The sequence below is a fragment of the Streptomyces sp. NPDC057702 genome, from assembly GCF_042799315.1.
In the GTDB taxonomy this organism is placed as follows: domain Bacteria; phylum Actinomycetota; class Actinomycetes; order Streptomycetales; family Streptomycetaceae; genus Streptomyces.
In genome coordinates this window covers 45,508-58,021 of sequence record NZ_JBHVJC010000031.1, presented here as the reverse complement: position 1 = coordinate 58,021, position 12,514 = coordinate 45,508, and the positions used below count along the sequence as shown (strand labels likewise).

Below are 12,514 nucleotides of genomic sequence, written 5' to 3'. Positions count from 1 at the left end.
CCACCCCGCACGCCCCCACCCCGCGCTCCCTCGCGCACCCGCTGCCTCGCGCACCCCTCACCCTCACGCTCACCAGGAGCCCGCATGCGTACGAGACTTGTCGCCGCCGCCGTAGCCGCCGCCGCGACCGGCGCCCTCCTCGCCCCGGCCACGGCCCAGGGACGCCCCGCTTCCGGCCCCTCCGCACCCGGCGTATCCGACGCGCCCGACGTGCTCGACCACGGCTCGCGGGCCGGAACCGCCGTGGTCAGCGGCCGGAACGCACCGGGCACCCGGCTACGCGTCGACGGCGTCCACACCGCCAGCGCCCACACCCTCCCGGTCGACTACCAGGTCCAGGAGACCGGCTACTGGTGCGGCCCCGCCGCCACCCGCATCGCCCTCTCCGCCCGCCTCACCCCGCCCGGCCAGGCCGAGCTGGCCGCCCAGCTCGGCACCACCGAATCCGGTACGGACCACATCAGCCAGGTCACCACGGTCCTCAACGCCCACCTCGGCACCGGCTGGTACGAGACCAAGGAGATGCCCGACGACCCGCCCACGCCCGCACAGAAGGACCTGCTCTGGCGCGACATCGTCCTGGACATCGACAACAACTACCCCCTGGTCGCCAACATCGTCGCCCCACCCGGCAACCAGCCCCCCGGCTACCCCTCCGACCAGACGATCTACCACTACTTCACGGTCATCGGCTACGACGACGCGAACCGCACCGTCCTCATAGCCGACCCCGCCTCCTTCGGCGGCAACCAGATCTACTGGCTCTCCTTCGACCAACTGGCCAGCCTGGTCCCACCCAAGGGCTACTCGGCCTGAGTTCCCCCCAGCCGATCGTCCCCGGCCCGGGGGAGTGGGTCGGGGACGACGCGACGGGGCGGCCGGGGTTCCGCGTCGGGGTGGGCTCGCCGTGGGAGCGGGCCGTCGGTTACGGGATTCGGTTACCGGACTCGGTTACGGGACGTGGTCACAGGACCAGGCGGAGGATCTTGTCGTCCGCGCCGTTCACATCCAGTTCGCGCATTCCGATGTTCATGGACGGGCTGCTGGCCACGTCGGGGCACCAGTCGAATACCGAATGCGGCACGTTCTCCTGGAACGGGCCGTTCCACTGTCGGTTGTCGACGGCGAACGCGAACCAGTACCAGTAGCGGTTCACGTCGGCGAGGTCTCCGCCGTACACGACGGCGGAGCCGCCCGGCTGAATGACCCACCAGCCCTTTCTGCGCCACGGCTCGGGGCGGCAGCCGTTGTCGAGCCGCTCGTACATGACGTTGACGGTGACGGAGTATCCGTTCAGGAACTTCAGCATGTTCCTCACCCCTCAGTTCCCGCTCGGCCGCGGCCGCCGGCGCACCGCCGGACCGCTGTACGTGCCCTCCGCCGCCGCTTCACCAGGCGCCTCGGCGTACCCGGACCGGGTCTCCTCGGCGTCGGCGTGCGATGCGGTGTCCTCGGGCGGTGGCGCGCTGATCGCCTCGCCCGCCGCCGCGGCGGCGAGCTGCTCGGGGCGCACACCCGAAGTCGGGTCTTCTCTGCTGTCTTTCGCGGAATGATCAGTCATGATCCCGCACTCCTTCCAGGCGACGCCGCCCCCCGCGTTCGACGTCCCTGTTGCCAGGCTAATAAGTGGCGAAGCGCAGTGCTATAGAGATAAAGACCCTATTAAATAGTTAACTTCGTACATTTTTGAGGAGCCGGCGCGCGTGCCGGTGAAATTGCCGAAAGCTGAACTCGCGTTGCGCTTTTCGCGAGTTGGCGACGGCCGGTGAAAGCCGCCGCCTCGCGTCACGTGGCGTGCGTTCTGGGGCGCGTCGGCGGTGGCGGGTGAGACCGGCGCCCCGGCGCGGCGGGCGTACGCGGTCAGACGCCGAAGGCGGCCGGGTAGCGGATGGTGCCGGTGGGGGCCGGGCGGGCGGGGTCCAGGGTGAGGGCCATCATCGCCTCGTCCGGCACCTCGAACGGCGCGCGGACGCCGAGCCGGGAGGCCGGGACGAAGCCGAAGCGCGGGTAGTACTCGGGGTGCCCGAGGACGAGGACGAGGTTCTCGCCCAGCGCGCGGGCGGCGTCGAGCGCGGCCCGGATGGCGGCCGAGCCGGCGCCCGCGCGCTGGGCGTCGGGCCGTACGGCGCACGGCGCCAGCGCCAGCGCGGGCGCCCCGTCGACCCGGCAACGGGTGAGCAGGGCGTACCCGGCCAGGGTGCCGTCGGGTGCCTCGGCGACCAGTGACAGGCCGTCGATCCATGCGTCGGGGTCGGCGCGCAGCCCGTCGACGATGTCGGCCTCCAGCGGGGTGGGGAAGGCGGCGAGGGTGATCTCGCGGATGGCGGCGACGTCGGCGGCGGTCTCGGGACGGGTGGTCCAGCTCGTGGTCATGCTCTTCCGCTTCGTGAGGGAACTCGGACGCGGGGCCCGCTCGCGGCGCGCGCTCGGGCCCGTGTCGACCATGACGGGCCGACCCCTTCATGGTGCCTGGCCAGTGGCCTCGCCGCCGACAGTCAGGCCCCTCGACCGCGCCGCCGTCGCCACGGCGCCGTCCGAGAAGGGCGACCCGCGCAGCGCCGAGGCCAGGGCCGCCGACGCCCGCCCGGCTGGACGCGGGGCGGCCACACACGCCATCGGGCGGCGCCCCGCTCGCGCGGGACGCCGCCCGTACGCCCGCCGCCGCCCATCCGTCCGGGCGACACCCGCGAGGGCCCGGCCCGGGACCGTCAGGCCGGACCGTCACCGCCGGGCGCGGCCGGTGGTGTCGCACCTGCCGGCCCCGCCGTGTCCGCCGCAGCCGTTGAGCCCCCCGTGCCCGGCGTCAGCACGGCCAGGGTGGCCCGGGCCTCGTGTCGTCGCGCCGCCGAGGGCGCGAAGGTGGCGGTGAGGGCCAGGAGTGAGACGGTCCCTCCGTACGAGGCGATGCCGATCGCCGACAGCAGCCCGATCCACATCGGGCACGCACCTTTCTCCCCGTGAGCGAAGGTGCCCGACCCGCGACCGGGCCGGGGTGCGTACCGCCATCGTACGGGTGACACCAACTCCTAAGAAGAATAAGCAGAGTTGAGCGGTAACCCGTCGATCCGGACCGCCGCCCCCGCGTCCCAACTCGACCTCGAAACAACCCCGTACGTCACGACAGCGCCAACCCTCCGTCGGTGCGACGGTCGGCGCGATCGCGTCACCAACGGCGCAATCACGACCCTCCCGTCAGATGCGAAATCCGTTCACCAACCAACCGTTAGGGGCCTGTTAGGGCACCCGGGCAAGCTCGTTGATGTCGGGAACAGCCCGCACCCATCGCCACAGGAGTGACGCCATGTCTCTTTCCGCCGCTTCCACCCGTGTTCTGCGCACCGCCGCGCTCGCCGCCGTCGCGGCCGTGACCGCCACCGCCTTCGGCGCCGGCTCCGCCTCGGCCCTCGGCTCGCAGGGCACGAAGGCCGCCAAGCCGGCCGCGTGCACGGAGGCGGAGGCCAAGGTGACCGTGCAGAAGCTCCAGCGCCCGATCAACCACGTGCTGATCACCGCGAAGAACACCTCCAAGAAGACCTGCTACGCCTACAACTACGCGTACCTCCAGTTCGGCGAGGCGCAGTCGCCGGCGCAGCCGTGGAAGAGCTCCAAGCCGCAGGCCGTCGTCACCCTGAAGCCCGGCCAGTCCGCGTACGCCTCCGCGATGACCTCCTCGGCCGCGGACAACGGCAGGAAGGGCTACTACACCTCCAAGCTCGGCGTGTACTTCAACACCGCCAACGACCAGGGCAGCGTCGGCCGTGGCGTCGTCCTGAAGCTCCCGGGCGGCAAGACCTACGTGAACGACCCGCACGTGACGTACTGGCAGAACAACGTGAACGACGCCGTCAACTACGGCTGATCCCCGCCCCTTCCCGCCCCCTTCCGCCCCACCCACGTCCGGCCGCACGGCGCGCGCACCCCCCGCGCCGTGCGGCCGGCGTTCGTCGTGGGCCGGCCAGCGGGCCAACGGGCCGGCGTTCGCCGTGCCGTGCCGGGCCGGGCTGCCAGGCCAGTGCCGGGGGGGGGCGTTCGCGGCGAGCGGGGGAGCGTTCGGGCGCCGGCGGGGTGGTGGGCAAGCTGGCAGAGGGGGCGAGCAGGCGCGCGCCGGCGCGGGCCGCTGTCGACGTCCACCAGCCGGCGGCCACCGGGTGGTGGGGTCACGGCCGCGTGGGGCGTACGGGGCGCGCGTACGGCGCGCTCGACGCGACCGGGTGCGGCGCTTCGCCGGATACCGCCCGACGCCCGGCACGGCTCCCCTACACTCCGGCGGACGCGCACTGCCACCAGCCCGTGGGGGAACCGTGTCAGACGCCACCCAGCCGCCCGCGCCCGACGATCCCGCGCCCGCGGCCCCCGCCGACACCACCGAAGCGCGTCGACGCCACCTCTGCGGCGAGGTGGAGAAGATCGTCAGCGAGGCCAGCGTCGGCGCCCGCCGCGCCCAGCGTCGCGGCAAGCTGTGGAACGCCACCTTCCTCCTCGGCTTCCCCGCCGCCGTCCTGGCCGGCATCGCCGGCGCCGCCGGCCTCGCCTCGGCCGGCGCCCGGGTACCGGCGGCCGTGCTGGCCCTGCTGTCCGCCGGTTCGAGCTTCCTGCGCGCGGACGCCCGGCAGATGGCCAACCTCCGCCGCCGCTATGCCTGGCAGAACCTGGAAACCCGCGCGCGCCTCGTCCTGGCCCACGAGGCGTACGAGGGCGTCGAGCGCCTGTACGCCGCCCTGATCGGCCTCCTGGAACTACGTGCCACCATCCCCTCCAGCGCCCTGGTCCTGGCCGAACTCCAGCCCACGCCCCCACACCTGACGGCCCCCACCACGCCCCCGGCCGTGGGCACCTGAGCGGTGGTGACGCCGGGCCCACGGCTCCTTCCCGGGCGGCGGCGCCGATGGCGCTCCGCCCGGCAACGGACCCGGGGCCCTGACGCGGACGGGCCCGAGGCGGCCGAGGACGTGGCGGGCCCCGCCGTACCCGAAGGCGCGTCGCGCGGTCTTCCGATGACGCGGCGGGACGCGGCGGGGCGGCTGGGGCCGTGAGGAGGCGCCGGCTTCTCGTACGACGAGGGTCGCCCCGGGCTGCCGACCCGTACGGCGGGGCCACGGCGGGGTGTCGACGCGGGCCCCGCGCTCCCGGTAGCCGCGCAAGCGCACCGCCCCCGACCTGTTCTCCCAGGTCGGGGGCGGTTCTCCGAGAGCGGTAGCGGCAACGGTCGTGGTGGCGGTCGTGGTGGCGTACGGACCGCGCTGGCCCGGCGACTCCACCTTCGTCGCAGAGGGGGAGCGACGATCGGTGGAGTGGTCGCTCAGGTCGGGGGAGCGGGGGCCGGTGGGGCGCCCCGGACCGTGGTGGGCGTCGACCATGGTGGGCGTCGACCGTGGTGGGCTCCGGTGGCGGGCGCCGCTCTGCTCGGCGGAGCGGAACGCTGGCCGCGAGGGCGGTCCGCCCCGCGCGCCGCCGGGTGACGCCCTGCGGGAAACCGGCGTCCGGGCGCTGCCGGAGTGGCCCACGCGGGCTCAGAAGTCGTACGGCTTCTCGGTGCTCCAGTTGAGCACGTCGGCCTCGTTCCAGGAGAACTCCGGCTGCTCGCCCTTGGCGTCGACGGAGTAGTAGGGCTGGGTCTGGCCGTTCGTGTCACGCAGCGCCATCGCGAACGAGGTGGCGCTGCGGTGGTCCGTGCCGTAGTCGAAGAGGTTGACCGCGCTGTAGACGGGGACGCCGGGCGTGAGGGTGATCCGCTCGCCGCCGCCCGGACGGTCCTTCTTCGAGTGCGGCAGCGGGGCGGGGTGGTCGAAGTCGTCGCCGAGCTTCACGGAGGGGTACGAGGTGACCCAGCACGGCTTGTCACCCGTGTTCGACGCGGTGATCCGCAGGTGGTCGCCCTGCTCGCCGGCCAGGCGGTGCTCCGCGGCGACCATGAGCTCGTCGCCGACGCACTGCTGGACCTCGGCCGTCGTGTCCCCGCCCTTGTTCGCGACCTCGTCCGACCCGCTCGTCGCGGTCTTGGAACGCGCGGCCTGCTTCGTGTCGCCGCCGCCGGCCCGCTCCGTACCACTCGTGTCGGCACCGCCCCGCTGCTCCGCGCCGCCCTTGCCCTCGCCCCCGTTCTCCTGGCCCTCGGTGGGCGTGGACTGGTTCTGCGTGGTGCCGGAGGTCTTGCCCTCGCCCGCCGCCTTCGAGCCGTCGTCGGAACTGCCGCAAGCGGTCAGCCCCAGCGCCAGCGCGGCGGTGACGGTGGCCAGAGCGGCGCTACGAATACGAGAAGTACGCATGATCGGTTCCCCCAACGTGTGGTCATCTCCGGTGCGGGACTTCCTCGTGGTCGTTCCCGCGGTGTGCTCACCACTGTTCCCGGAGCCGCTGACGTCCCGACAACACCTCACTCACGTCCCACAGCCACGCCACACACCAGCGGGTAACGCCCAGCAGTGGGGCGTTACCGCCACGGCGCGGCCCGCGTTCGCGGCCACCGCACGCCCCCGGGCCAGGCTCGCGGCCCCGCGTCTCCCGGACCCCGCGCGGCCTGACGGGGCTGGCAGCGCCGGTCGTCCCTCGCCCGCAGGAGTACCCGGAGGCCCGGGGCGTACGGGGAGCGCTGGAGCCCGGGGAAGTACCGGGCGTACGAAGGCGTACGGGTGGAGTACCGGATGAGTCCGGGGCCGACGCCCTGGGCCCGTGCCCGCCACCGCGCCTGGCCGCTGGCCAACGCCCGAGGGGCGTTCGGCCGAGGCGGCGGCATCGCGATGCCCGCCCTACCGGTCCCCCCCCGCGACGGCGGCCGGCAAGGCCGTCGCGCCCGCCTCCGTGTCGTCGGGGAACGCGGGAGAGCTGACCGCTGTCCCTGGTGCGCGGCGTCACCCGGAGGCCGTGCGAAGCATCGGACGAGGCGGCCCCACCGTACCGGGGTCGCGTGGCGCGGCAACGAAAAACCGCCCTTGACCTGGTCTCCCAGATCAAGGGCGGTTCCCTGAAGCGGTAGCGGTGGGATTTGAACCCACGGAGGAGTTGCCCCCTCACACGCTTTCGAGGCGTGCTCCTTCGGCCGCTCGGACACGCTACCGAGAGAGAGCTTAGCGGACGGGAGGCCGTGCGCCGAAATCGGTTCCGAGGTGAGGGAGGTATGGGGTGGTATGGGTGATATGCGCAGGTCGTGCGCGTCGAGCCAGCAGTTCAGCGCTCGGGGCGTACGAGAGCGAGGCGTACGGCGGGGAGGGGGCGTGCGGCGGGGGGCGTACGCGCGCGGAGGGCGTACGGATAACGCTGGCCGGCGGGGCGGGGCGGGGCGGGGCGTGCGCGGGGTGCGGCGGCGGTGGCGCGCGGCAGCGTCAGCGGGGGTGGTCGGTGTCGCGGAAGAAGTGGGTCAGGAGGGCGGCGCACTCGTCCGCGAGGACGCCGTGGATGACCTCGGGGCGGTGGTTGAGGCGGCGGTCGCGTACGACGTCCCACAGGGAGCCGACGGCGCCCGCCTTCTCGTCCACCGCCCCGTAGACGACGCGGTCGAGGCGGGCCAGGACGATCGCCCCGGCGCACATCGTGCAGGGCTCCAGGGTGACCACCAGGGTGCAGTCCGTCAGTCGCCACGCGCCGAGCTGGGCCGCCGCCTCGCGGATGGCGAGCACCTCGGCGTGGGCCGTCGGGTCGCCGGTCGCTTCGCGTTCGTTGCGCCCCCGGCCGAGTACGGAGCCGTCCGGGCCGAGGACGAGCGCGCCGACCGGGACGTCGCCGGTCTCCGGGGCCCGTACGGCCTCCTCCAGGGCGTGCCGCATCGGCCCGTGCCAGGGGGCGCGCAGGGGATCAGTCATGGCACCAGTGTGCGGCCCCTCCCGCCGCCGGCCCGACGGCGGGGAGGCGGGCCCTTCGTGTCGTCAGCGCACCGCCTCCAGTACCTCCCCACATCCGAGGACCTCCGCGATCTCGCTGAGCGCGTCGTCGCTGAGCGCGCGCAGCTCCTTGGCGCTGATGCCGAGGTCGGCGAGTACCTCCGGGTCGCCGAGCGGGCCCGTGGGCACGGCTTCGCCCGAGGTCTCGGACGCGTCGTCGTCGTCCGGCTCGGGTTCACCGTCCTCGGTGCCGTCCAGGTCGACCAGGCGGTCGAGGTCGGTTTCCGCGTCGTGTTCGGTCAGCTCGTCGGTGAGCATCGCGCCGTACGAGCTGCGGGCGGCTGCTGCCGCGTCCGAGACGTAGATGCGCGGGTCTTCCTCGCCGTCCACCCGGACGAGGCCGAACCACGCGTCTTCCTGCTCGATGTAGGCGAGCACCGTGTCCTCCTCGACCGCGGCCCCTCGGGCCAGTTCGGTCAGGTCGGACAGGGTCTCCACGTCATCGAGCTCTGTGTCGCTCGCTTCCCACCCGTCTTCGGTGCGCGCGAGCAGTGCGGCGAAGTACACCGTGACTCTCCCACTGGTCATAGGCGTGCCGGGACCGACGGGGCAGCGCCCCGCCACTCGGAATCGTGGCAGAAACCAGCGCGCCGCGAGAGGTCTTCTGGACTGCGTCGTGCGGCTGTCCGAAGTGTTGTCACTGACGGATCACCCCTGGAAGCGCTCGGTGATCCGTACGTACGTTTGGTAGTCCGACGATCACTTAACGCGCGCTGTGCGAGGGTGTGCCCGCTGCTCAACCGGGGTGGGCCGAGGTGACGTCGGTCGCACCCCGGGCGTGCCGGGCGAGGGCGGTCGGTGGTGTTTCGGCCGCCGGCCCGCGCGCCCGCTCCCCGTGCGGGGCGCCGCCTCAACGCGACCCGCGCGGACGGTGTGTCGCGGGCCCTTGGGGCGGGCGCCGTGTGGCCCGGGTGGCGGCAGCGTCGTGGCCCGGGCGGCGCTACCAGCGAAAGGTGCGCATGCGCATCGCCTGCCGCATGCGTGCCGCGCGGGCGCGGCGCGGTTGGACGCGGTCGCGGAGCTCGCGGGCCTCGTTCAGCTCGCGCAGGAACTGCGCGCGCCGCCGGCGCCGGTCGGCGTCGTCCTCCGGCGTCGCCTCGTCGCCGCGTTCGTCTGGGTCGGACATGGACACCACCTCGGGCGCGGGCCCGGCTCCGGAGTGGTGTGCCGGGCGTACGTGCCCACTTTCCCCCGAAACGGTGGTTTGATGCCACCGAGGCCACAGCCCGCCAGCGGCCGTGCACGACGAGGTCATCGCACGTGCACTCGGTTAATGTCGGTGCCATGCGTATCCACGTCGTCGACCACCCGCTGGTCGCGCACAAGCTCACCACGTTGCGCGATCGGCGCACCGACAGTCCGACCTTCCGGCGCCTCGCCGACGAGCTGGTCACCCTGCTCGCGTACGAGGCGACGCGCGACGTGCGCACCGAGCAGGTGGACATCGAGACCCCGGTCACGCCCACGACGGGGGTGCGGCTCTCCCACCCGCGCCCGCTGGTGGTGCCGATCCTGCGCGCCGGGCTCGGCATGCTCGACGGCATGGTGCGGCTGCTGCCCACCGCCGAGGTCGGCTTCCTGGGCATGGTCCGCAACGAGGAGACGCTCCAGGCCTCGACGTACGCCTCGCGCATGCCCGACGACCTCTCCGGGCGCCAGGTCTACGTCCTGGACCCGATGCTGGCCACCGGCGGCACGCTCGTCGCGGCCATCAGGGAACTGATCGCGCGCGGCGTCGACGACGTGACGGCGTTGTGCCTGCTGGCGGCGCCGGAGGGCGTCGAGGTGATGGAGCGCGAACTGGCGGGGACCCCCGTGACCGTGGTCACCGCGTCCATCGACGAGCGACTGGACGAGCACGGCTACATCGTGCCCGGCCTCGGCGACGCGGGCGACCGCATGTACGGCACGGCGGGCTGAACCCACCCCCCCCCGGCACGCGCCCCCGAGGCGTCCGCCGCCCCCTCGCCGCTCCCCGCCCCGTACGGCCCGCCACGCGCGACCGGTGCCCGCCGGCCCGTGCGGCCCGGAGGCGGCGTCCGCCGGGGCCCGTGCGACTCGGATGTGGCCGCCTCGGGCACTGGCGACCGTCGGTCCCCCGAGGTGGGTGGCTGTCGCTCGGGTCCGCCCGGCGCGGGCGGCTATCGCTCGGGCCTGTCCGGGGTGGGTGGTTGTCACTCGGCCCGCGTGGCGCGGGTGGTTGTTGCCCCAGCGGGAGCCCGGCGAGATCAATCGCGCCGGGCTCCCCGTGCGCCGAGAGCTTGCGTACCGATCGCGTGCCAGCTGGACGAGGGGGCGGGCCGCGCTGGCCCGGTGGTCGCTGGCGCGGCTGGTCTCCGTCGCGGTCCCACTGGTGATCGGCGGGTGGCGGTACGCGGTGTCGGCCACCGGCTTCGCCGGCGCTGTGACCGGTCCGGCGGGAGGTTCGAGGTGAGGCGGTCGGGCGGGCGGGCGCGTCCGGTGATGGTCAGCCGTCGGTCGCCGAGGTCGATGGCGTCGCGCTTCCCGCCGCGGGAGGTCGGGGAGCCGTCGCGGGAGGTCCCGGGGGCCGCCGCGTGGCGGGGCGGGTCAGCAGGTCGGGTCGGGGCGCGTGGCCGGGCTCGCCAGGGCTGTGAGCGCCCGGTCGGCGTCCCGCTTGGCCGTCAGGTTCCGGTAACCGTCGCCGATGATCAGATCGAGGTCCCCGCCCTTACGGGCGTCGGTCCTGGCCTGGGCGCCGGTGAGCTGCGTGGCGAGTACGTCGACACGGCCGTCGCTGGCGACCTTGGGCCCAAGCAGCAACCCGGTGCCCTTGACCTTCTTGTCGTACGCCGCCGGGGCGTTGCCCACCTTGCCGACCTTGAAGCCCCGCTTCCGCAGCTCGTCGGCGGTGTCCTTGGCCAGACCGCTGCGGGTCGTGGCGTTGTAGACGTTGACCGTGATCGCCGTCGGCTTCGGCAGCGGCCTGACCGAGGGGGACGGCGCACCCTTCGAACGGCACGCGCGGCTGTCCTCCGACGCGTGCGCCGTGCTGCCACCGCCACCGGTGAACACGTCGATGAGCTGGAGCGTTCCCCAGCCGACAAGGCCGAGAACGAGGGCTGAGCCGATAGCGGCGAACACGATCCGATGGCGGTTCTTGGGACGGCGCATACGCGGGTAACGGTCACCCGTGATGCGGTACTTTCCGCCCATGCCGGGGGGCGTCAGCATGCTCATGGCGGCAGCGTAGTGCGGTCCGCCGCTCATGCCTACTAAATGATCAACCGTTCGAGCCCGGCCCAACCCGATCGGCGCAGCCCACAACGCCGTTGGCGCCGCCGGACACCAGCGTGCGTCAGCCCAGTTCCAGCACGCGCGCGTGCAGCACCTGGCGCTGCTGCAACGCCGCTCGCACCGCGCGGTGCAGACCGTCCTCCAGATAGAGGTCGCCCTGCCACTTCACGACGTGCGCGAACAGGTCGCCGTAGAACGTCGAGTCCTCCGCCAGCAGCGTCTCGAGATCGAGCTGCTGCTTGGTGGTGACGAGCTGGTCAAGACGTACCGGGCGTGGGGCCACATCCGCCCACTGGCGGGTGCTTTCCCGGCCGTGGTCGGGGTACGGCCGCCCGTTTCCGATGCGCTTGAAGATCACACGGAAAGCCTACCGGGCCAGCGGCACCCGGCGCAGCCATGAGGCGAGAGTACGGAGCCGACATAGGGCCGCATATCGGGAGTGGCTACGCGCGTGACGGGCCCCGCCACCCCCGCCCACCGACCCGAGACGGCTCCTCACTCCGCTCCAGCGCCCCTTCCCGGCCCCACTCCGCCCCCTCATCTCCCCGCCCCTGGTCGACGTCGAACCCTTACGAACTCCCCCTCCCCCTCCCCGTCCCCCTCCCCGTCCCGCGCCCCCTCCTCGTCCCGCGCCCCGGCCGCTCTCCGCCCCCCGCGACGGGCTTCGCCCCCGAGTCCGACCCCGGTCTCGCCTCGGCTCCCGCGCGGGCCTCCCCCACGCCCTGCCTTCGCCCCACGCCCTGCGTGCGTCCCATGCTCTGGTGCCGGCCTGCCCCCACACTTGGGTTCGCCCCGCGTGCCGTCGTTCCCGCCGCCTTCGTTCGCGGCTCACCGCTTCCCCGACTCCGAGCGCATTCCGCCCCGCACGCGCTCCCTCGGCTCCGCGCTCGCTCCGAATGCCTCCACGGCCTCCCTCGCCCCCCGTGTCAATCGCCTCTACGCGGGCGGGCTCGCCTCCCCCTCCGCCCCGGTCTCGCCGGGCGCCCCCCTCCCTGTCCGCGACCGCTGTCCCCCTACCTCTCGCCTCCTCCGACCAGGTTCGCCGTGCGCCGTCGGCTCCACATTTCCCTGGCGCGCAACCCCGCCGTTGTCCCCGCGCCCCTGTGTGCCTGCCCTCGGGCCTCGCGCCGCCCCTCGGGCTTCGGGTCGCCCTCCTGCCGACGCTGGCGCCGTGCCCCGGACCGCGCCTGTGTGCCGTCTGGTGTCCCGCGATCCCCGCCGCCGTCTGGGGCCGGCGGCCTCGTGAGGCCGGCTGACCGTCTCCGGGGCTCGCTGAACGTCCGTCCTTCCGCACCCTCCTCGTCTCTCGTTGGGCCTAGTCACGCGCCATCGACGGGGCTCGTCACGGCTCGTATCGCAGGCCCCTTTCGTGTGGCTCCCTCCCT

14 protein-coding genes and 1 tRNA gene are annotated in these 12,514 nt (G+C 73.5%); 4 read left to right on the top strand and 11 right to left on the bottom strand.

What is annotated here, in order from left to right:
* Positions 1-84 precede the first annotated feature (84 nt).
* On the top strand, positions 85-816 hold the full coding sequence (locus ACFVFR_RS23415) for a C39 family peptidase (RefSeq protein ID WP_383704801.1): 732 nt from the start codon (positions 85-87) through the stop codon (positions 814-816).
* A 148-nt stretch (positions 817-964) separates the two neighbouring features.
* Here the strand turns inward: ACFVFR_RS23415 and ACFVFR_RS23410 are convergent, their stop codons facing one another.
* From ACFVFR_RS23410 to ACFVFR_RS23395, 4 genes are all read right to left on the bottom strand, one after another.
* Entirely contained in the window at positions 965-1,309 is a 345-nt protein-coding gene (locus tag ACFVFR_RS23410; protein WP_383704799.1) for a hypothetical protein, read from the bottom strand.
* Positions 1,310-1,321: 12 nt separating this feature from the next.
* Complete coding sequence (locus tag ACFVFR_RS23405; RefSeq protein WP_383704797.1) at positions 1,322-1,561, bottom strand: hypothetical protein; 240 nt, start codon at positions 1,559-1,561, stop codon at positions 1,322-1,324.
* Between the two features lie 299 nt (positions 1,562-1,860).
* On the bottom strand, positions 1,861-2,373 hold the full coding sequence (locus ACFVFR_RS23400) for a GNAT family N-acetyltransferase (RefSeq protein ID WP_383704795.1): 513 nt from the start codon (positions 2,371-2,373) through the stop codon (positions 1,861-1,863).
* A gap of 335 nt (positions 2,374-2,708) precedes the next feature.
* Positions 2,709-2,936 carry a hypothetical protein gene (locus tag ACFVFR_RS23395; RefSeq protein WP_383704792.1) on the bottom strand — a complete coding sequence of 76 codons (228 nt, stop codon included), beginning with the start codon at positions 2,934-2,936 and terminating at the stop codon, positions 2,709-2,711.
* Between the two features lie 365 nt (positions 2,937-3,301).
* Here ACFVFR_RS23395 and ACFVFR_RS23390 point away from each other — a divergent pair, with 365 nt between their 5' ends.
* Positions 3,302-3,859, top strand: coding sequence for a DUF4232 domain-containing protein (locus tag ACFVFR_RS23390; protein WP_383704790.1), 558 nt, complete (start codon positions 3,302-3,304; stop codon positions 3,857-3,859).
* Between the two features lie 442 nt (positions 3,860-4,301).
* A complete protein-coding gene (locus tag ACFVFR_RS23385; protein ID WP_383704788.1) occupies positions 4,302-4,838 on the top strand; it encodes a hypothetical protein in 537 nt (178 codons plus the stop codon).
* A gap of 672 nt (positions 4,839-5,510) precedes the next feature.
* Here the strand turns inward: ACFVFR_RS23385 and ACFVFR_RS23380 are convergent.
* The 5 genes from ACFVFR_RS23380 to ACFVFR_RS23360 form a co-directional block, all read right to left on the bottom strand.
* Complete coding sequence (locus ACFVFR_RS23380) at positions 5,511-6,266, bottom strand: DUF4232 domain-containing protein (protein ID WP_383704786.1); 756 nt, start codon at positions 6,264-6,266, stop codon at positions 5,511-5,513.
* A gap of 701 nt (positions 6,267-6,967) precedes the next feature.
* Positions 6,968-7,054: transfer RNA gene (locus tag ACFVFR_RS23375), tRNA-Ser, on the bottom strand.
* Positions 7,055-7,319: 265 nt separating this feature from the next.
* The gene (gene tadA, locus ACFVFR_RS23370) at positions 7,320-7,796 is read right to left on the bottom strand and encodes a tRNA adenosine(34) deaminase TadA (protein WP_383704784.1); all 477 of its coding nucleotides are present in this window, start codon (positions 7,794-7,796) and stop codon (positions 7,320-7,322) included.
* 63 nt (positions 7,797-7,859) lie between these two features.
* Entirely contained in the window at positions 7,860-8,402 is a 543-nt protein-coding gene (locus ACFVFR_RS23365; RefSeq protein WP_383704782.1) for a hypothetical protein, read from the bottom strand.
* A gap of 412 nt (positions 8,403-8,814) precedes the next feature.
* Entirely contained in the window at positions 8,815-9,000 is a 186-nt protein-coding gene (locus tag ACFVFR_RS23360; RefSeq protein ID WP_383704780.1) for a hypothetical protein, read from the bottom strand.
* A 158-nt stretch (positions 9,001-9,158) separates the two neighbouring features.
* Between ACFVFR_RS23360 and upp the strand changes: the two genes are divergently transcribed.
* Positions 9,159-9,794 (top strand): uracil phosphoribosyltransferase, encoded by a 636-nt coding sequence (gene upp, locus ACFVFR_RS23355; RefSeq protein WP_383704778.1) that lies wholly within the window; start codon positions 9,159-9,161, stop codon positions 9,792-9,794.
* A 648-nt stretch (positions 9,795-10,442) separates the two neighbouring features.
* On the opposite strand, the gene ACFVFR_RS23350 is transcribed toward upp, so the two are convergent.
* Positions 10,443-11,072 carry a LytR C-terminal domain-containing protein gene (locus ACFVFR_RS23350; RefSeq protein WP_383704776.1) on the bottom strand — a complete coding sequence of 210 codons (630 nt, stop codon included), beginning with the start codon at positions 11,070-11,072 and terminating at the stop codon, positions 10,443-10,445.
* A 118-nt stretch (positions 11,073-11,190) separates the two neighbouring features.
* Positions 11,191-11,487 carry a type II toxin-antitoxin system VapB family antitoxin gene (locus tag ACFVFR_RS23345; RefSeq protein WP_003986294.1) on the bottom strand — a complete coding sequence of 99 codons (297 nt, stop codon included), beginning with the start codon at positions 11,485-11,487 and terminating at the stop codon, positions 11,191-11,193.
* Positions 11,488-12,514 lie beyond the last annotated feature (1,027 nt).